At 69.5% G+C, this 17289-nt stretch carries 23 protein-coding genes; 12 read left to right on the top strand and 11 right to left on the bottom strand.

The window, feature by feature from the left end; all coding sequences use genetic code 11:
- The 6 genes from ACLN58_RS08255 to gatB all read left to right on the top strand — a co-directional run.
- The coding region (locus ACLN58_RS08255) for an inositol monophosphatase family protein (RefSeq protein ID WP_415854786.1) at window positions 1-360 on the top strand (360 nt) is incomplete at its 5' end.
- Window positions 361-367: 7 nt separating this feature from the next.
- A complete protein-coding gene (locus ACLN58_RS08250; RefSeq protein ID WP_415854785.1) occupies window positions 368-877 on the top strand; it encodes a GNAT family N-acetyltransferase in 510 nt (169 codons plus the stop codon).
- A gap of 52 nt (window positions 878-929) precedes the next feature.
- Window positions 930-1220 carry an antibiotic biosynthesis monooxygenase family protein gene (locus tag ACLN58_RS08245; protein ID WP_415854784.1) on the top strand — a complete coding sequence of 97 codons (291 nt, stop codon included), beginning with the start codon at window positions 930-932 and terminating at the stop codon, window positions 1218-1220.
- Window positions 1221-1385: 165 nt separating this feature from the next.
- Window positions 1386-1682 (top strand): Asp-tRNA(Asn)/Glu-tRNA(Gln) amidotransferase subunit GatC, encoded by a 297-nt coding sequence (gene gatC, locus ACLN58_RS08240; protein WP_415854783.1) that lies wholly within the window; start codon window positions 1386-1388, stop codon window positions 1680-1682.
- Between the two features lie 8 nt (window positions 1683-1690).
- Complete coding sequence (gene gatA, locus ACLN58_RS08235; RefSeq protein WP_415854782.1) at window positions 1691-3211, top strand: Asp-tRNA(Asn)/Glu-tRNA(Gln) amidotransferase subunit GatA; 1521 nt, start codon at window positions 1691-1693, stop codon at window positions 3209-3211.
- Window positions 3212-4717, top strand: coding sequence for an Asp-tRNA(Asn)/Glu-tRNA(Gln) amidotransferase subunit GatB (gatB, locus tag ACLN58_RS08230; RefSeq protein WP_415854781.1), 1506 nt, complete (start codon window positions 3212-3214; stop codon window positions 4715-4717). It abuts the gene before it with no gap.
- A 95-nt stretch (window positions 4718-4812) separates the two neighbouring features.
- On the opposite strand, the gene ACLN58_RS08225 is transcribed toward gatB, so the two are convergent.
- Both ACLN58_RS08225 and ACLN58_RS08220 read right to left on the bottom strand, forming a co-directional pair.
- Window positions 4813-5631, bottom strand: coding sequence for an alpha/beta fold hydrolase (locus ACLN58_RS08225; RefSeq protein ID WP_415854780.1), 819 nt, complete (start codon window positions 5629-5631; stop codon window positions 4813-4815).
- A 42-nt stretch (window positions 5632-5673) separates the two neighbouring features.
- The gene (locus ACLN58_RS08220) at window positions 5674-6336 is read right to left on the bottom strand and encodes an FAD-dependent oxidoreductase (RefSeq protein ID WP_415854779.1); all 663 of its coding nucleotides are present in this window, start codon (window positions 6334-6336) and stop codon (window positions 5674-5676) included.
- A gap of 71 nt (window positions 6337-6407) precedes the next feature.
- Between ACLN58_RS08220 and ACLN58_RS08215 the strand changes: the two genes are divergently transcribed.
- From ACLN58_RS08215 to ACLN58_RS08205, 3 genes are all read left to right on the top strand, one after another.
- Window positions 6408-7094, top strand: a complete 687-nt coding sequence (locus tag ACLN58_RS08215; protein ID WP_415854778.1) for a TetR/AcrR family transcriptional regulator — start codon at window positions 6408-6410, stop codon at window positions 7092-7094.
- Window positions 7095-7150: 56 nt separating this feature from the next.
- On the top strand, window positions 7151-7522 hold the full coding sequence (locus ACLN58_RS08210) for a VOC family protein (protein WP_415854777.1): 372 nt from the start codon (window positions 7151-7153) through the stop codon (window positions 7520-7522).
- 100 nt (window positions 7523-7622) lie between these two features.
- On the top strand, window positions 7623-8288 hold the full coding sequence (locus ACLN58_RS08205) for a DUF5666 domain-containing protein (RefSeq protein WP_415854776.1): 666 nt from the start codon (window positions 7623-7625) through the stop codon (window positions 8286-8288).
- Here ACLN58_RS08205 and ACLN58_RS08200 read toward each other — a convergent pair.
- A complete protein-coding gene (locus tag ACLN58_RS08200; protein ID WP_415854775.1) occupies window positions 8285-9250 on the bottom strand; it encodes a LysR family transcriptional regulator in 966 nt (321 codons plus the stop codon). The genes ACLN58_RS08205 and ACLN58_RS08200 overlap by 4 nt on opposite strands.
- Window positions 9251-9444: 194 nt before the next feature.
- Window positions 9445-9696 carry a hypothetical protein gene (locus tag ACLN58_RS08195; protein WP_415854774.1) on the bottom strand — a complete coding sequence of 84 codons (252 nt, stop codon included), beginning with the start codon at window positions 9694-9696 and terminating at the stop codon, window positions 9445-9447.
- Window positions 9697-9970: 274 nt separating this feature from the next.
- Here ACLN58_RS08195 and tdh point away from each other — a divergent pair, with 274 nt between their 5' ends.
- Window positions 9971-11017, top strand: coding sequence for an L-threonine 3-dehydrogenase (tdh, locus tag ACLN58_RS08190; RefSeq protein WP_415854773.1), 1047 nt, complete (start codon window positions 9971-9973; stop codon window positions 11015-11017).
- Between the two features lie 43 nt (window positions 11018-11060).
- Window positions 11061-12275, top strand: a complete 1215-nt coding sequence (locus ACLN58_RS08185; RefSeq protein ID WP_415854772.1) for a glycine C-acetyltransferase — start codon at window positions 11061-11063, stop codon at window positions 12273-12275.
- A gap of 28 nt (window positions 12276-12303) precedes the next feature.
- On the opposite strand, the gene ACLN58_RS08180 is transcribed toward ACLN58_RS08185, so the two are convergent.
- From ACLN58_RS08180 to ACLN58_RS08150, 7 genes are read right to left on the bottom strand one after another with little or no spacing between them, the layout of a single operon-like run.
- Complete coding sequence (locus tag ACLN58_RS08180; protein WP_415854771.1) at window positions 12304-12489, bottom strand: hypothetical protein; 186 nt, start codon at window positions 12487-12489, stop codon at window positions 12304-12306.
- The gene (locus tag ACLN58_RS08175; RefSeq protein ID WP_415854770.1) at window positions 12477-13028 is read right to left on the bottom strand and encodes a methyltransferase family protein; all 552 of its coding nucleotides are present in this window, start codon (window positions 13026-13028) and stop codon (window positions 12477-12479) included. Before ACLN58_RS08175 ends, ACLN58_RS08180 begins: the two co-directional genes overlap by 13 nt.
- Window positions 13021-13329, bottom strand: coding sequence for a transcriptional regulator (locus tag ACLN58_RS08170; RefSeq protein WP_415854769.1), 309 nt, complete (start codon window positions 13327-13329; stop codon window positions 13021-13023). The genes ACLN58_RS08175 and ACLN58_RS08170 overlap by 8 nt, the downstream gene beginning before the upstream one ends.
- 44 nt (window positions 13330-13373) lie before the next feature.
- Entirely contained in the window at window positions 13374-14774 is a 1401-nt protein-coding gene (locus tag ACLN58_RS08165) for a hypothetical protein (RefSeq protein ID WP_415854768.1), read from the bottom strand.
- 26 nt (window positions 14775-14800) lie between these two features.
- The gene (locus tag ACLN58_RS08160) at window positions 14801-15541 is read right to left on the bottom strand and encodes an ATP-binding cassette domain-containing protein (RefSeq protein ID WP_415854767.1); all 741 of its coding nucleotides are present in this window, start codon (window positions 15539-15541) and stop codon (window positions 14801-14803) included.
- Window positions 15534-16496 (bottom strand): hypothetical protein, encoded by a 963-nt coding sequence (locus ACLN58_RS08155; protein WP_415854766.1) that lies wholly within the window; start codon window positions 16494-16496, stop codon window positions 15534-15536. The genes ACLN58_RS08160 and ACLN58_RS08155 overlap by 8 nt, the downstream gene beginning before the upstream one ends.
- Before the next feature lie 2 nt (window positions 16497-16498).
- Entirely contained in the window at window positions 16499-16720 is a 222-nt protein-coding gene (locus tag ACLN58_RS08150; protein WP_415854765.1) for a hypothetical protein, read from the bottom strand.
- Between the two features lie 201 nt (window positions 16721-16921).
- On the opposite strand from ACLN58_RS08150, the gene ACLN58_RS08145 reads away from it, so the two are divergent.
- Window positions 16922-17289: FAD-dependent oxidoreductase (locus ACLN58_RS08145; RefSeq protein WP_415854764.1), on the top strand; the 368-nt coding region annotated here is incomplete at its 3' end.

The following is a 17289-nucleotide window of genomic DNA, read 5'->3' as shown; positions in this document are numbered from 1 at the left end:
CGGGACGCCGCGGGCGCAGCCCTGCTCGCGACCGGCTTCAGCTACGACCCCGGCATCCGTGCCGAGCAGGCCCGGTTCCTCCCGGGCCTCATGGACGGCTTCGGAGACATGCGCCGGCTGGGCTCGGCCGCGCTCGACCTGTGCCTCGTGGCCGATGGAACGCACGACGCGTACGGCGAGCGCGGCCTCAATGAGCACGACTTCGCCGCCGGCGCCCTCATCGCCGAGGAGGCGGGATGCTGGGTCCGGCGTCCCCAGCTCACGAGCCCGCTCGACGGCGGCCCGACCGACGTCGAGCGGCTCGCTTCGTGGACATGCGCGGGCGGCATCGAGTTCTCCGGCCGCTTCCCGGTCGAATGAGCCGTCCGTGAGCGCACGCAGCACGTCCCTGACCGTCAGGGAAGCGACCGAGGCCGACTACGCCGAGATCGCCCGCATCACGTGGTCCGCCTATCTCGGTGCCGGATACTTTGCCGACGCGGAGCACCCGTACATGCGGCAGATCGCGGACGTCGGGTATCGGGCCGCACGCGGCACGGTCCTCGTGGCAGAGCGCGGCGGGCGGATCGTCGGCTCGGTCACGCTCATGGCCTACGGCGACGGCTTCGAGCAGGTGGCCCGCGAGGGCGAATTCGAGTTCCGCCTCCTCGTCGTGGACCCTGCCGTGCAGCGCAGCGGCGCGGGGAGCGCCCTCGTCGCCGAGGTCGAGGCGCGGGCACGGCGGGCGGGGGCGACCGCCGTCGTCCTCACCACGGGCGAGGGCTGGGAGGCGCCGAACGCGCTCTATCCGCGCCTCGGCTACGAGCGCGCCCCCGAGCTCGACTGGCCCATCCCCGAGACGGACATCATGCTCCCCGTCTACCGCAAGGTACTCTGAGCCTCCCGCCCGCGCTGCGGGAATCAAGCGCGACTTGTGCAAGTCTGGTCGTGTGATTACTGAACATGCGGTGCTCCCCGTGATCCCCGGCCAGGAGCGGGCGTTCGAGGCGGCCTTCCGTGAAGCGCGCCCGATCATCAGCGGCATGCCCGGATTCCGAAGCCTCTCGCTCTCTAGATCCGTGGAGTCTCCGAATCTGTACCTCCTTCTGGTGGAATGGGACACCATCGAGCACCACACCGAAGGGTTCCGCCAGTCCGCGGGATACGAGCGGTGGCGGGCTTTGCTTCATCGGTTCTACGAGCCTTTCCCGACCGTCGAGCACTTCCAAACCGTCCTATAAGGGTCCGAAACCGGCTTCCCCGGGAATCAAGCCAGATTTGACCGACCTTGATTCGGGAAGTTGACCGGAAGCCTTCGAGCGCCCGTCGAAAGCCGCCCGCCGCCGTCGTCCGCCGCGCCGCACTAGACTGGACGGCGATACCTAACCACCGCACAGGGGAGATCCATGGCTGAGATCACTCGTGACGACGTTGCGCATTTGGCGCAGCTGGCGCGCATCGAGATGAGTGCAGAGGAACTGGACAGGATGGCGGGCGAGCTGGCCCACATCGTCGATGCCGTCAAGTCGGTAAGCGAGGCCGCCGGCCCCGACGTCCCGGCCACGTCGCACCCGATCGCGCTCAGCAACGTCTTCCGCGAGGACACCGTGGGCCACGTGCTCACGCCCGCCGAGGCGCTGTCCGGCGCCCCCGACGCTGAGGAAGACCGCTTCAGGGTCCCGGCCATCCTGGACGAGGAGTGAGCACCTACATGAACGAGCTCATCACGAGCACGGCCGCGCAGCTGGCCGAGAAGCTTTCCGCCAAGGAGGTCTCCTCCGAGGAGGTCACCCAGGCTCACCTCGACCGCATCGGCGAGGTCGACCCGCAGGTCCACGCGTTCCTGCATGTCAACACCGAGGAGGCGCTCGCCGTCGCCCGCGGGGTCGACGCGATCCGCGCCGCGGGCGGGGACGACGCCGCGGCCCTCCATCCGCTGGCCGGCGTGCCGATCGCCATCAAGGACCTCATCGTCACGGTGGGTCAGCCGACGACGGCGGGCTCCCGCATCCTCGAGGGCTGGATGAGCCCCTACGACGCGACGGTCATCAAGAAGATCCGGGCTGCGAAGCTCCCGATGCTCGGCAAGACGAACCTCGACGAGTTCGCGATGGGCTCCTCGACCGAGCACTCGGCGTTCGGCCCGACCCACAATCCGTGGGACCTCGACCGCATCCCCGGCGGCTCCGGCGGCGGCTCAGCGGCCGCCGTCGCAGCCTTTGAGGCCCCGCTCGCGCTCGGCACCGACACGGGCGGCTCGATCCGCCAGCCCGGTGCCGTGACCGGCACGGTCGGCGTGAAGCCCACGTACGGCGCGGTGTCCCGGTACGGCGCGATCGCGATGGCCTCGAGCCTCGACCAGATCGGCCCGGTCTCTCGCTCGGTGCTCGACGCCGCGCTGCTCCAGGAGCTCATCGGGGGCCACGACCCGTTCGATTCGACTTCGCTCACCGACTCGTTCGACACGCTCGCCGCCGCGGCCCGCAACGGCAGCGTCGAGGGCCTCCGGATCGGCATCGTCAAGGAGCTCGGCGGGGAGGGCTTCCAGCCCGGAGTCGAGGCGCGCTTCAGCGACGCCGTCGAGCTGCTCCGCGGCGCTGGCGCTCAGATCGTCGAGGTCTCGTGCCCGAACTTCAAGTACGCGCTCGGCGCCTACTACCTCATCATGCCGTCCGAGGTCTCCTCGAACCTCGCGAAGTTCGACGGCGTGCGCTACGGCCTGCGCGTCCTGCCGAAGGACGGCCCGCTCACGATCGAGCGCGTCATGGGCGCCACGCGCGCGGCCGGGTTCGGTGCGGAGGCCAAGCGCCGCATCATCCTCGGCACGTACGCGCTCTCCGCCGGCTACTACGACGCCTACTACGGCTCGGCGCAGAAGGTCCGCACCCTCATCCAGCGTGACTTCGACGCCGCGTTCGCGCAGGCGGACCTGCTCATCTCGCCGACCGCGCCGACCACGGCGTTCAAGCTCGGCGAGAAGCTCGACGACCCGCTGGCCATGTACCTCAATGACGTCGCGACGATCCCGGCGAACCTCGCCGGTGTCCCCGGCCTCTCGCTCCCGGGCGGCCTCGCGGACGAGGACGGCCTGCCCGTCGGCATCCAGCTCCTCGCCCCGGCCCGCGAGGACGCCCGCCTGTACCGCGTGGGCGCCGCGCTGGAGTCCCTGCTCGAGGCGCAGTGGGGCGGCCCCCTGCTCGCCAAGGCCCCTGTGCTCGGAGGTGTGAAGTAGATGGCTGACGCAACCCTGACCTTCGACGAGGCCATGGAGCAGTTCGACCCGGTCCTCGGCTTCGAGGTCCACGTGGAGCTCAACACGAAGACCAAGATGTTCTCCTCGGCGCCGAACGCCTTCGGCGACGACCCGAACACGAACGTCAACGAGGTGGACCTGGGCCTCCCCGGCGTCCTCCCCGTGGTCAACAAGGCCGCCGTCGAGTCGTCGATCAAGATCGGCCTCGCGCTCAACTGCGAGATCGCCGAATCGTGCCGCTTCGCCCGGAAGAACTACTTCTACCCGGACACCCCGAAGAACTTCCAGACCTCGCAGTACGACGAGCCGATCGCCCACGACGGCTGGATCGACATCGAGCTCGAGGACGGCGAGGTGTTCCGCGTCGAGATCGAGCGCGCGCACATGGAGGAGGACGCCGGCAAGCTCACCCACCTCGGCGGTGCGGCGGGCCGAATCCAGGGCGCCGAGTACTCGCTCGTGGACTACAACCGGGCGGGCGTCCCGCTCGTCGAGATCGTCACGAAGCCGATCGTGGGCGCCGGCCGCCGCGCACCCGAGCTGGCCCGCGCGTACGTCGCGGCGATCCGCGAGATCGTCAAGAACCTCGGAGTGTCCGACGCGCGCATGGAGCGCGGCAATGTCCGCTGCGACGCGAACGTCTCACTCATGCCGAAGGGCGCCACGAAGTTCGGCATCCGCTCCGAGACGAAGAACGTCAACTCGCTGCGGTCCGTCGAGCACGCCGTGCGCTTCGAGATCCAGCGCCACGCGGCGGTCCTCGCGGCGGGGGAGAGGGTCACCCAGGAGACGCGCCACTGGCACGAGGACACGCGGACGACGACGGCGGGGCGCCCGAAGAGCGACGCCGACGACTACCGCTACTTCCCCGAGCCGGACCTCGTTCCGATCCACGCGAGCCACGAGTGGGTCGAGTCGCTGCGCGCGCAGCTCCCCGAGCCGCCGGCCGAGCGCCGCAAGCGCCTCAAGGCCGCGTGGGGCTACTCCGATCCGGAGTTCCGCGACGTCGTCAACGCGGGCGTCATGGACGCGATCGAGGAGACCATTTCCGCGGGCGCCTCGGCGGCCGCGGCCCGCAAGTGGTGGATGGGCGAGATCGTGGGCCGCGCGAAGGTCGCCGACGTCGACCCGGCGGAGCTCGGCGTGAGCGCGGGCGCGATCGTCGAGCTCAACGGCCTCGTCGAGGGCGGCAAGCTCAACAACAAGATGGCCGGGCAGGTGCTCGACGGCGTCATCGCCGGCGAGGGCACGCCGACCCAGGTCATGGAGGCCCGCGGGCTCGTTCTCGTGTCCGACGACGGCCCCCTCCTCGAGGCGATCGACGCTGCCCTCGCGGCCCAGCCCGACGTCGCCGACAAGATCCGCGGCGGCAAGGTCCAGGCCGTCGGCGCGATCGTGGGCGGGGTCATGAAGGCCACGCGCGGCCAGGCCGACGCCGGCCGCGTGAGGGAGCTCATCCTTGAGAGGCTCGGCGTCAGCGCGTAGCGCGAGACGGCAGGCGCGAAAAGGAGCCGCGGGGTCCAAGGTGGACCCCGCGGCTCTTTCTTTCACTCGGGACGTGGATGGCCCGGCGGAGGCGCCTACGCCCGGGGGAGATCTTCCAGGAAGTCGAGGATGAGCCGGTTGGCCTCCTGCGGTGCTTCCAAGGGGACCAGATGAGCGGCGCCGGAGACTTCGATGCGGCGGACGTTTGGCAGCGCCTGCGCCATTCGCCGGCTGTGGACTGCGGGCAGGGTGTGGTCCTCCTTGCCGGACACGATGACCGCTGGCACGTTGACTTCTGGCAGTGCACCGAGAACCGAATCCCGGTGGACCAGTACGGAACGTACGGTGGCGATGAAGCGGCGGCGATCCCACGCGAGGAACCGTTCCGCAAGCTCGGCTCCGAGCCCGGGCTCTCGGCGCTGAGTTTGTGGCGCGAGCAGTCCCGCCACGATCATGCGGGCCGTCGCCCTGTCGAGCGGGCCGACCGCCATGAGCTTGGTCAGCAGCGACGCCCTGCTTCGCTGGAACCGGGTAGGCCGTTCGGCCGAGGTGTTGAACAGGACCATTCCGCGGAGGCGTTGCGGTGCGAGCGTCGCGATCCTCGGCGCGACGAACCCGCCCCACGACGTGCCGATGGCGACGGCCGGAGCGCGGACGCCGGTGGCGTCCATGACTTGGAGGGCCGCCTCCGCGCACTCGTCCATGGTGAAGGGGCGCCCCGGACCGGGGCTCAGCCCGTGTCCGGGTGGATCGAGCGCGAGCGTCCGCCAGCCTGCATCACGCAGGGCGGCGATCTGATGGCGCCACATACGGTGATCGGTGAACAGGCTGGGCCACATGATCGCTGTGGGCTGGTCTGGTTCACCCCGGTCGTCGACGTGCAGCGAGCCGAGGACGGTGTTGACGAATGTCATGACGGGCTCCTGTTCTTGTTGGCCTGACCGGCTCGCCGTCGGTCAGGCGTGGGCGAGCTCGTAGCCGGGGGTGGTTGTGCGCATGCCCCAGAATGTGTCTTTGTGGATGAGGCGGGCAGGCAACCCTGCGTCGGCCAGCTGGACGGCGCAGGCAGCGACGAAGTCCGGGCGTCCAGACAGGAACCAATGGGCTGCTGGCCGGTCGATGATCGTGCGGCGCACTGCCTCCTTCAGGCTCTCGCGGTGATGGTGGTGCTCCGCGTTGCCGCTGGTGGCTCGGGCCACCTCGTCGAAGAAGTGCGGGGCGCCGACGTGGAGGAGAGTCGCGTTCAGGCGATCGCGTGATCTGGCAATCGACAGAAACGGGGTCATGCCGATGCCTTGCGCGACGAACACCTGGGATTCGGCTGGGTCGAGGGACGGCAGGCTACCGATGGCGCCGAGCGCGTGCACTTGGTCGCCGATGCCCAGGCCTGCCAGCGCCCGCTTGAACCGGCTGCCCGATTGCAGTGTCGTGGCGATCGAGATGTGGCCCGTCCGGTTGTCGGAGACGAAGGTGAACGGCTTCGCGCCGCCGCCGGGAACGATGATCAGGCCTCCCTGTCCGGCCCGGAAGGTCAACGGTCGCTTGGGAACAAAACTGAATTCTGTCGCGCCAGTGCCGGACTCGGTGACGGTCTCGAGGGTGAGTGCGGTGAATTTCATGATGGCCTCCTCAGGCTTGTTATCAGTGCTTACTGTTAGCATTGCTTACAGCATGACGGGAGAAGTTAGCAGTGTCAACAGACAATAGGGAAGCCTCGAGACCCCTGGGTGAGCGGCTCGTGCAGGAGGCCATCGCGATCGTTCGCGAGGAAGGCGGGCCTGATTCCGTGTCGCTTCGCGAGGTACAGCGACGGGCGGGAGTCTCGCCCGCAGCCGCTTACCGGCATTTTCGCGACCGCAAGGCGTTGCTGCTCGCGGTCGCGCAGCAGTCGGCCGGCCTGCTCGCAGACCACCTCGCCGCTGCGCTCGAGGCGGCCCCGGCCCCGGTCGATGGATCGGCCGCGCGTGCTCGGCTGCTGGCAGCGTGCGAGGCCTACGTGGACTTTGCGACGGGCAACCCCGGCCTCTACCGGGCGGTCTTCTTCAGCGGCGAGCAGATCGAGGAGCTGCTCACCCCATCCGAACGTGCGCGCGGGAGCGCGGGCGACGGGGGCTACAACCTGCTGGTCGCCACGCTTCAGGACCTCGCGGATACGACCGGCGGCGCATCGGTCGACCCATGGGATCCGCTCGTCGTCTGGTCGTGCTGCCACGGCTTGGCGATGCTGCGCCTCGACGCGGCGCTTCGCGCCCTCTCCGACGAAGACTTCTCGCGCGCACGAGACCGGGTGCTCCGGACGATCGCAGGGGCCGTGCCGCTCGACACGCTCACCCACATCCAGCCTCGCGAAGTCCGAGATGTCAGATCCAGGACGTAAGGCTTGCTCGGGTCGCGCCCTCCCGCCCCCGCCCGCCGTCGTCCTACTCTGAGCGCATGAAGACCCCCATCAGCCTGCATGCCACCGTCCTGGGCGCCCCGGATCCGCAGCGGCTCGCCCGCTTCTACGCCAATCTCCTCGGCTGGGAACTCGGCGACGATGAGCGGGAGTGGGCCACGGTGCTCGACCCAGGCGGCGGGCCGAAGCTCTCGTTCCAGCTCGAGGAGGACTTCCAGAGACCCGTGTGGCCGGAGCGGCCCGGCCGGCAGCAGATGATGATGCACCTCGACCTCAAGGTCGAGAACCTCGAGAAGGCCGCGGCCCACGCCAAGGAATGCGGGGCGACGCGTGCCGAGCACCAGCCGCAGGAGGACGTCATCGTGTTCTTCGACCCCGCGGGCCACCCGTTCTGTCTCTTCGAGAACTGAGGCGAGCGCGTGCCGTCCCGACCTGTGTTAGGTCTGTGAATCTTCCACCGAGTGCCTGAGGATCCGCTTGTTCCCCGGCGTGTCGCGGGATCATGGAGTCATGAGCAACACCTACCCACCCGTTCCCCCGACCCCACCGACATCGCAGCTCCCGCCGCGCCGACACGTGCGCCGCGGGCTCGTGGTGGGCGCCGTCGTCGTGGGTCTCGCCGGAGTGGGGGGCGCCGCCGCTTGGGCGGCGAACGCGACCAACTCGCCGTCGCCCGCCCCGAGCGCGAGCGCAAGCGCCCAGCCCGGTCACCATGTCGGTAAGCCCGGCGCCGGCCAAGTGGGTGCCGAGACGCTTCATGGCCAGATGACCGTCAAGAAGGCCGACGGCACCATCGAGACCGTGTTCGTGCAGCGCGGCACCGTCACCGACGTGAGCGACACGAAGGTGACGATCAAGAGCGACGACGGCTTCACCCAGAGCTACACGCTCAACAGCTCGACGCGCTTCCTGTCGCAGGCCGAGCCCAAGGGTGCGGCCATCAAGTCTGGCGACCTCGCCAAGGGCGACACCGTCATGGTTCGGGCCGTGCAGTCCGGCAGCGACTACGTCGCGCAGCAGGTCAAGAAGGGCCCGTTCCCCGGCAAGGAGATCCGGCAGGGCTTCGGCCAGCGCCATGAGCGCGGGCAGGGGGCACAGTCGCCCGGCACGCAGTCCCCCAAGCCGTCGGCGCCGTCCACCTCGAAGCCTTCGCCGTCGCCGTCGAGCACGTCCTAGCCCGCGGCGGGCCCCTTGGCTGACGCGCGGGCCCGCGACTCCGCCTCCGCGACGAGCTCCCCGACGAGGCCGCGCAGCGCGTCGGCCACCGCGCGAACGGAGCGCCGCCGCGCGTTCTCCGGTCGGATCAGGAGGTCGATGCTGCGTCGTGTCCCGATGCCCTCGAGCGGGCGGAGCACGACGCCGGGCGGCAGGCCGATCGCGGCGGTGTAGCGGGGGAGCAGCCCGAGGACTCCTCCGCCCGCCACGACTGCGGCGACCGTCGAATAGTCGTTGATCCGGTGCGCCACCTCGGGTGCGCGGCTGGCCACCGCGCCGATGGCCGCGAGCACGTCCGCGGGGGAGTAGCCCGGCCGGCTCGAGACCCACGACTCGCCTGCGACGTCGTCCGCGGTGAGCGAGGGCCGCGCCGCGAGCGGATGGCCCAGCGGGAGCGCGACGTCGAACGGCTCCCGCACGAGCGGGACCACGACGAGCCGGTCGAGCGGCCACTCCTCGCTGTGCGCCATCCGGTGCGCGAGCACGAGGTCGTAGCGGGCCGTGAGCGCTGGGAAGCCGTGCTGCGGGACGTCCTCGTCAGCCAACCTGAGGCGAGGTGCGGCGCCGTCGTCCGTTCCCGCGGCGAGGCGCGCCGCGAGGCGGCCGAACAGGGCCTGGCCCGCCGAGTGGAACGCGCTCACTGAGACCGTCCCCGCCGGATCGTCGTGGTAGACGCCGATGGCCGCGCGCGCGTCGGCCATCGCGCGGACGACGGCGCCGCCCGCCTCCGCGAGCACCTTGCCGGGGTCCGTGAGGACGAGGGAGCGCCCCTCCTTGCGGGTGAGGGGCACGCCTGCGCTGCGGGTCAGGAGGGCGAGCTGCTGCGACACTGCCGACGGCGTGACGAGCAGTTCCTCGGCAACGGCCTTGACGCTCCCGAGCTCCCCGAGCTCGCGGAGGATCTGCAACTGCCGGACATCCATGTAGGGATTCTAAATGGTTGGCCTCAATGTCGATCCACGGCTAAACCTTGGTACGTGCCGGGACTCCGGAGCCGGGCGCGAAGGGGTTCAGGGCGAGGTCCACGCGGCTCCATGAGATCCAAAAGATTTCAGAGAATTTCAATATTTGATATTGAGCTGTATCTTTTGACAGATTTTTCGCCCGTCCGGCGCGCTCACGGGTCGACGCATGGGCCGGCCCGGTCGTCGGCATGCTCGACGAGGCCCAACGTTGCCATGGCTAGCGCCACGATGATCCAGGCCCAGACGGCAAGCTCGGTCGGCATCTGGAAGCCGCTCGCCGACTTGAAAACGGCGCCGCTCAGCCCCGCGACTGCGAACAGCGCGCCGCCGAGACGCGGTCTGAGGCTCAAGACGCCGACCGCGAGGAGGGACGCCAAGGCGAGTCCAGCGGTCGTCCAAGCCACCCACGGGTACCTCCCGGGAAATACCGCGGTCACGACCAGACAGCCGATGCACAGCAAGCCCGCAAAGATGGCGCCGGGCATACGAAACTTCGAGTAGTGCATTCCGAGACCCCCAGATCGGGCCCGACCCCCGCGGCGCCCGTACCTCCGACGATAACCCTCTGCAGTGACACTGAGACGCGGCTACTCGGAGCTCGATCGCTTAAGTCGGCCTAAACCGTCCCTTGAGACACCCACTGTTGTTCTAAGCCGTCGCCTGTCCTTGAATGGCCTCATGAAAGCCCTCTTCAAGGCCGGCCCCCAGCCCGGCTTCGAGCTCGTCGAGCGCCCCGAGCCACAGGCCGGGCCCGCCGACGTCAAGATCCGCGTCCTCGCGACCGGCATCTGCGGCACCGACCTCCACATCCAGTCGTGGGACGCAACGGCGCAGTCCATGATCTCCGTCCCGCTCGTCCCTGGCCACGAGTTCTACGGCGAGGTCGTCGAGGTGGGCAGCGAGGTCCGCGAGGTCAAGGTCGGCGACCGCGTCTCGGGCGAAGGCCACATCGTGTGCGGAATGTGCCGCAATTGCCGCGCGGGCCGCCGGCAGATGTGCATCAACGTTTCGAGCGTCGGGGTGCAGCGCGACGGCGCGTTCGCCGAGTACGTCGTGATCCCCGAGACCAATGTCTGGGTCCACCACGATCCGTCGATCACCCCGGAACTCGGCGCGATCTTCGACCCGTTCGGCAACGCCGTGCACACCGCACTGAGCTTCCCGCTCGTCGGGGAGGACGTGCTCATCACCGGCGCGGGGCCCATCGGCCTCATGGCCATCTCGGTGGCCCGTCACGCCGGCGCCCGCAAGATCGCCATCACGGACGTGTCGGCGTCGCGCCTCGAGCTCGCGCGCAGCATGGGGGTCGACCTCGCGGTCGACGTCTCGACCATGACGGTCCGCGAGGCGCAGCGCGAGCTCGGCATGCGCGAGGGCTTCGACGTGGGCTTCGAGATGTCCGGCCACCCCTCGGCGCTGCCCGAGATGATCGAGAACATGAACCACGGCGGCCGCATCGCGATGCTCGGCCTCCCGGCCCAGCCGATCGAGGTCGACTGGGGCAAGATCGTCACCCACATGCTCACGCTCAAGGGGATCTACGGGCGCGAGATGTTCGAAACCTGGTACGCGATGAGCGCAATGCTCTCCTCCGACCCGGTCCTCCACCGCAACGTCGCGGCCGTGGTGACCGACGTCCTCCCGGCCACGCGCTGGGAGGAGGGCTTCGCCGTCGCCCGCTCTGGCCGCGGCGGCAAAGTGGTGCTGGACTGGTCGGGCGTTTAGGGCGAAAGCGGAAGTTCTGAAGGACGAGGAGAAGGGTAGATACATGTTCGCAGGCGTCAAGGAGCAGCTCGCGGCCGAGCTCGCGGAGATCCGCGCGGCGGGGACGTTCAAGGAGGAGCGGCACATCGACTCGCCGCAGTCGTCCCACATCCAGGCCGGCCCGCTCGACGCCCCGGCGGGGGAGGTGCTCAACTTCTGCGCGAACAACTACCTGGGCCTGGCCGATCATCCAGAGCTCATCGCCGCGGCGAAGCGGGCGCTCGACGAACGCGGCTTCGGCATGGCGTCCGTGCGCTTCATCTGCGGAACCCAGGACGCCCACCTCGCGCTCGAGCGCCGCGTCTCCGAGTTCCTCGGCACCGAGAGCACGATTCTGTTCTCGAGCTGTTTCGACGCGAACGGGGGCGTCTTCGAGGCGCTGCTCGGGCCTGAGGACGCCGTCATTTCCGACGCCCTCAACCACGCGTCGATCATCGACGGGATCCGTCTGTGCAAGGCCGCGCGGCTCCGCTACGCGAACCGCGACATGGGCGAGCTCGAGGCGCGCCTTCGCGAGGCCGCGGCGATGAACGACGGCGTCGGCGCGCGGCGGACGCTCATCGTCACCGACGGCGTCTTCTCGATGGACGGCTACCTCGCGCCCCTACGGGAGATCTGCGACCTCGCCGAGCGCTACGGCGCCATGGTCATGGTGGACGATTCCCACGCGGTCGGCTTCATGGGCTCGACCGGCGCGGGGACACCCGAGCATGCCGGGGTATCCGACCGAATCGACATCTACACCGGAACGTTCGGCAAGGCCCTGGGGGGTGCGTCGGGTGGTTACGTCGCGGGCCGCGCTGAGATCGTGGCGGTACTGCGCCAGAAGGCACGTCCGTACCTCTTCTCCAACTCCGTGGCGCCCTCGATCGTCGCCGCAACCCTGCGGGCGCTCGACCTTGTGGCCGGCTCCGGCGAGCTGCGCGAGCGGCTCTTCGAGAACGCCGGGCTGTTCCGCCGGCGCATGGTGGAGGAGGGCTTCGAGCTGCTCCCGGGCGAGCACGCGATCGTCCCGGTCATGTTCGGGGACGCCGCGCTCGCGGGCCGGATCGCGGCCGAGATGCTCGCCCACGGCGTCTACGTCACGGCGTTCTCGTACCCCGTGGTGCCGAAGGGCCTCGCGCGGATCCGGGTCCAGCTCTCCGCCGCGCACACCGCGGACGACGTCGAAACCGCCGTGGCGGCGTTCGTCGCCGCGCGCTCGGCGGTCGTTGGGTAGGGGGCCGTCGCGGCACTGACCGTGGAGGTCACGGCACGCCGAGCACCGCGGCGAGGACGCTGAGCACGAAAGTCCCGGCAATGATGGCGGCGGGAATGAGCCCTTCGAGTCGGCGCCGGGCCGTGGTCCGGGCGCCAACCTCCCGCGCGCGCAGGAGGACGAGTTCGAACTCGGGATCGTCGAGCGGGTCGGGGCGTTGGTCTAGTACAGCCATGGGACCAACCTCCACCGCACGGCGCGGCAGTAATCGCTGAAGTCGCTGTCGAATTCCTCGCCGAGAAGCCGCTCCTCTCCCGCGATCCGCAGGGCGCAGAACGCCGCCACGGGCACCACGAAGACAAGCCCTCCCGCGCCTGCGGCGGTGAGCGCCATGCCCGAGAGCGCGGCCAGAATCCCCACGTAACCCGGGTGGCGCACGACGGCATACGGGCCGCGCGTCACGAGGTAATGGTCCGACGACTGGCGCTGGGGCGTGAGCCGGTAGCGGCTCCTGAGAGTCACCATCGCCGCGAGCCGGACCGCTACGCCACCCAAGGCCAGCGCGAAGCCAGCTCCCACGACGACGGGCAGCGGCCTCGCCATCAGGGGCGCCATGAGAGCAGGGCCGAGGAAGCTCAGGATGGTGGCGGCCTTCATGACGTGGTCCATGGCCACGGCCTCCGTGGGCGCCCCGCGGCCGCCCCGCGCCGCGAACGCGAGCTCAGTGACGCCCAGAAGGGCAGCCGCCGTGACCCACGCCAGGGCGTCAAGCACGATTGCCCCTGACGAACCGACGCACCTGGAGTGCCGTGAGGGCGGCTGTCGCGCAGAACGGGACAACGACGAGGAGCACGAGGCCCCACTGCGGCCGGACTCCGAACCTGCCGGCCAGCCGGAACCCTTCGAACAGCGGCGCCCCAAGGAACTGCTGGAGGAATGTTCCGTCCTGCGCCGAGGCGCGCGCAGCTTCGCTTGCCGTCACGAAGGCGATTGCGCCTATCGCCAGGGCGCCCACCCACACCAGGACCGATGCGACGCTGTACCACTTCCAGGCCCTCACGGTCTTGTCCTTCACGTTGGTCCCCCTTGATTGTTCTTGTCTGCTTCGAGGTGCGGAGCTCAGCCTGCCGCCCACCGGCGCTGTTCGGCGGCGACCGCCGCGCCCGCTGGGACGATGAGCGCGCACAGGCAGAGCGCGAGCGAGAGCAACGGCGAGCTTGAGCTGACGTCCACGGCGAACGAGCCGACAGCTCCGGCGGCGGAAACCGTGGCCACCGACGCGAGCAGCTGACCGGGGGCGTTGTCGAGCGGAAACGGGAGAATCCAGCCGGCGAGCGCGCTGATTGCGAACGCGGATGCTCCCGCCGTGGCCCACCCGCTCCACACGGTCCCGGGCGGGAGCCCGATCCACAGGGCTGTCACGAGGGGAGGGGCATACAGGCCGCCGAACCAGAGCATGGCAATCCCGAACTGGCGCGCGACCCATGGTCCGCCCTCGAGATTGATGAGCTGCTGCGGTGGTCGCCTCGCGGGAAACACCGAGCGCTGCTGCCGTGTGACCGAGCCGACGAGGCACGCGGCGACGATCAGGACGGGCGCCAGGAGCGGTTGCCTCACTGGGGAGGGCACGGAAGCGAGCAGAACACACAGCCCGAGGACGAGCACCGCCGCGGCGATGGCGTTGGCCACGAGTGTCGCGTTGCGGGTTGAGTAGACGAGCTCGCCCACCATGAGGGAGGACTTCGCCCCGCCGTTCCACCCCCGACGGATGAGGCGCAGACGGCTGGCCATTTGGCCCCCGATGGCCCACGGGACAACGAAGCCAACCACGAGCAGACCGCCGAGCGCCGCGAGGCCGGCGACCCACGGCTCGATCGGCTCACCGAATCCGGCTTGCCGGACGATGGGAGGGAGGACGAGTGCGAGGTCGCCGACCGCGGGCTCGGCGGACCCCGACTGCCCGAAGCTCCGCCAGATCGCGGCCGTCGCGATGGCCGCCCAGACGAGCACGGCCAGTGGATACCGCACCGCAGTCCACGTCGAGCCCCTCAGCGCTAGGGAGACCCCAGACAGGACGAGCGCTCCCGTCCCCGCGCCGGCGGCGAGTGCCGTGACGATGAGCCCCACGGCGGCCGCGGGCGGGTACTGGGCGGCGATGAGCGCCGTCGCGGACGGGGTGATGGCGAGGCCGAGCAGGACCAGCGCGGTCGCCAAGACCGGGATCCACTCGAGAAGGGCCGTGGCGATCCTCGAGAGCGGGAGGGTCAGGAGCGCCCCGCGGGTGTTCCCCGAGGTGTCTCGCGCCGCCACCGAGAGGAGCACGATGCTGCCGCCGGCAAGGTAGACCAAGATGGCCACAAGGGGCGGGACGAACGCGCTCATGGTCTCGTTCGCCGTCGTCTGCCGGCGCGCCTCCCCGATGGCGAGGCCTTCGATCAAACAGACGATCGCGCCGACCGCGGCCGCGCGGGCGGCGCGCGACCATGCCGTGGTCATCCCGCCGAAAACGCGTCGATACACGAGACGGAGTGTTGGAAGGACGAGGCTCACGGCAGGGTGGCCCCGCGATGGAGCCGGAGTGCCTCGACGATGGCCGGCTCAAGCCCCTCCGAGCCGCCGAGTTCGGAGACCGGCCGATCGAGCACGATGCTCCCCGCATGGAGCACGATGAGCTGGTCCGCGACCCGGGACGTCAGGTCGAGGTCGTGGCTCGAGGCCAGCACCGTGGTCCCGCTGGCGACCAGCTCTCGGAGAAGACTCTCCAAGGCCCGTGCCGCGATGAAATCCAGACCGATGAACGGCTCGTCGAGGACGACCAGTTCCGGCTCAGCGAGGAGCGCGCCGATGATCTGAGCCTTCCGCGTCGTTCCAAGGCTCAGCGCGCCGAGCGGGCTCTTCTGGCCGAGCGGGAAGTCGAGCCGCTCCGCGAGGAACTCGGCCCGATCCATCCCGGCGTCCAGGCGTTCGCGCCGGGCTCGTTCGTGGGCGATCCGGCAGTAGCTCCAATACTCGTGGGCCGTGAACTCGGGGAGCACGTCTTTGGGTGAGTCGCTCACGTAGCCAATGAGCGAAAGGAGCGCCGGGTTTCGCTCGGGAACTGGCAGACCGTCCCACGTCGCGGCGCCGCCGTCGAGCTTTTGGAGCCCGAGGATGCTCCGCAGGAGGGTGCTCTTCCCGGATCCGTTGGTTCCGACGAGCGTTGCGAATTCTCCCGTATGGACGGTCGCAGTCACTGGACCGAGCGCGAAGCCCTGATAGGACGCTCGGAGGCCCCGGATCTCAAGCACGGGCGGTCTCCTTCCTGACGATGGCTCTGAGCGATGTGGCGATGTTCCGGCCGTCTCTGGCCAGCGGGGTCAGGCAGACGGCTTGGAACGCGGCGAGGGCCGCCACGCCCGCGAACGCCGAGAGGCGAAGCTGGTCGATTCCGGCAGCACTCCAGATGATGCCGGGGCCGAGGACGATGGCGGCCATGACCGCGAGGTCGAGTGCGAGCGCCGCGAGTGGTCCCGCGGCGGTGACGGCCAGCCGGCGCGGTTCAGAGGCGGTCGTGTAGGAGATTCCCATTCCGGACGGACGGCAATACACGCCGTAGACCGTGCATTTGCCGAGGCGCGCGGCGACGAGATGGGCCGATTCGTGAATGAACATGTTCGCGAGAAGCAAGGTGAAATATCCGGACAAGAGCAGACATGCGGTGCGGACGCCCACACCCCGAGTGGAATCGGTGGGAGAGAGGGCGAAGGCGAGCCCGGCGGCGGCGACCACGAGCGCGACCCCGATCCATGCCGTCGCCTGATGGGCCTCGAGGCCCGCTCTCGCGAGCCCAGTGATCGTTCCGGGATAGCGGCGGAGCGATCGGCGGACTTCGCTTGCCGGAAGGGCGCCAGCCGTGAGCGCAGTGAAGGTGCGCCCTGGCAGTTCAGCCAGCCGGGCTGCACGCTCCGACGAGAAGGATTCGCTCACCGAGAGGAGCCCCCTTGAGGATAGGTCCTCCACAAACTCCCATATCGGACCGGCGAGGCTTGCCGGCGGGGTCTCCCTCAGCCGGGAGAGCCCCTCGACGACGGTCTCAACGTCGGCGGGTTCGGCGAAGACCGCGCACAGCGCAGCCCCGTCCTGGTCGAGCTCGTACACCTGCCCGTCGACGTCGTTGAGCGTCGTACCGCTCAGGAGGACACCGGGTGCCAGGGTCACCACGGCATTCCGCCGGACGTCCCCGGCACCCGGCAGCGCGACCATGGTCAGCAGCCAGAGCCCCAGTAGTTGCGGACGGCGTGCATGCAGGCGTCGAACGAGCGGGCCTGGCACACGCCACAGATGTAGGCGACGACGCCGAGGCCGACGCCAGCAATGCCGGCGACGGCGCCAATGATGGCCCAGTCGGCCTGCTCTTCAGTGCGTCCTCCGGTGCTCAGCAGGCGCGGAGCGAAGGAAGCGTTCGGCGAGATTGCTTGAGTGGTCACAGGTACCCCCGTAGTTGTGAGTTGGGCGTGGCTTCCCTTGAGCCACACTGCGATCCTTGCGTCCCGAAGACCCCACTGTCAAGTGCTACTTACCGCATGTGGAAATCTTAGGCGCCATTGTTGGGCGGTTGTGGAAAGGTTGTTAGGCACCGCCGTTTCGGTGCCCGGGACGGGCCGGAATGCGCGCGGTATGGTGGCCGCATGGCCACAACGGACAGCACCCACGACGTCGACGTCCTGATCGTGGGAGGCGGCATCGCAGGCCTATCCCTCGCCTCCGAACTCGCTGGAAAGTGTCGCGTGGCCCTCGTGGAGGCGGAGCAGAGCCTCGCCTACCACACGTCGTCGCGCTCGGCTCAGCAGCTCATTCCGAGCTACGGTCCCGCGCCGGTCCAGGAGCTCACGCGGCGCACTCTGCTCACGCTCCGCGGCGCAGTGGACTGCGCCGGGCGGCGGCTCGCGTGGCCCAGCCGCTTCATGCTCGTGGGCACCGCCGCGGACGTTGCCGCGGAGGCTCACTCCGGAATGGGCCACCTCGCGCCCCACGAGGCCCGTGCCCTCGCTCCGGT

The sequence above is a fragment of the Sinomonas sp. G460-2 genome (assembly GCF_047759905.1).
In the GTDB taxonomy this organism is placed as follows: domain Bacteria; phylum Actinomycetota; class Actinomycetes; order Actinomycetales; family Micrococcaceae; genus Sinomonas.
The sequence above is the reverse complement of the archived record's forward strand: the minus strand, read 5'-3'. Positions and strand labels throughout refer to the sequence as shown.

Bases quoted from the DNA above. Each gene is read 5' to 3' on its own strand.
- gatC (WP_415854783.1), top strand. From the start codon at position 1,386: ATGGCTGAGATCACTCGTGACGACGTTGCGCATTTGGCGCAGCTGGCG.
- gatA (WP_415854782.1), top strand. From the start codon at position 1,691: ATGAACGAGCTCATCACGAGCACGGCCGCGCAGCTGGCCGAGAAGCTT.
- gatB (WP_415854781.1), top strand. From the start codon at position 3,212: ATGGCTGACGCAACCCTGACCTTCGACGAGGCCATGGAGCAGTTCGAC.
- ACLN58_RS08225 (WP_415854780.1), bottom strand. From the start codon at position 5,631: ATGACATTCGTCAACACCGTCCTCGGCTCGCTGCACGTCGACGACCGG.
- ACLN58_RS08220 (WP_415854779.1), bottom strand. From the start codon at position 6,336: ATGAAATTCACCGCACTCACCCTCGAGACCGTCACCGAGTCCGGCACT.
- ACLN58_RS08210 (WP_415854777.1), top strand. From the start codon at position 7,151: ATGAAGACCCCCATCAGCCTGCATGCCACCGTCCTGGGCGCCCCGGAT.
- ACLN58_RS08205 (WP_415854776.1), top strand. From the start codon at position 7,623: ATGAGCAACACCTACCCACCCGTTCCCCCGACCCCACCGACATCGCAG.
- ACLN58_RS08200 (WP_415854775.1), bottom strand. From the start codon at position 9,250: ATGGATGTCCGGCAGTTGCAGATCCTCCGCGAGCTCGGGGAGCTCGGG.
- tdh (WP_415854773.1), top strand. From the start codon at position 9,971: ATGAAAGCCCTCTTCAAGGCCGGCCCCCAGCCCGGCTTCGAGCTCGTC.
- ACLN58_RS08185 (WP_415854772.1), top strand. From the start codon at position 11,061: ATGTTCGCAGGCGTCAAGGAGCAGCTCGCGGCCGAGCTCGCGGAGATC.
- ACLN58_RS08180 (WP_415854771.1), bottom strand. From the start codon at position 12,489: ATGGCTGTACTAGACCAACGCCCCGACCCGCTCGACGATCCCGAGTTC.
- ACLN58_RS08155 (WP_415854766.1), bottom strand. From the start codon at position 16,496: ATGGTCGCGCTGCCGGGTGCCGGGGACGTCCGGCGGAATGCCGTGGTG.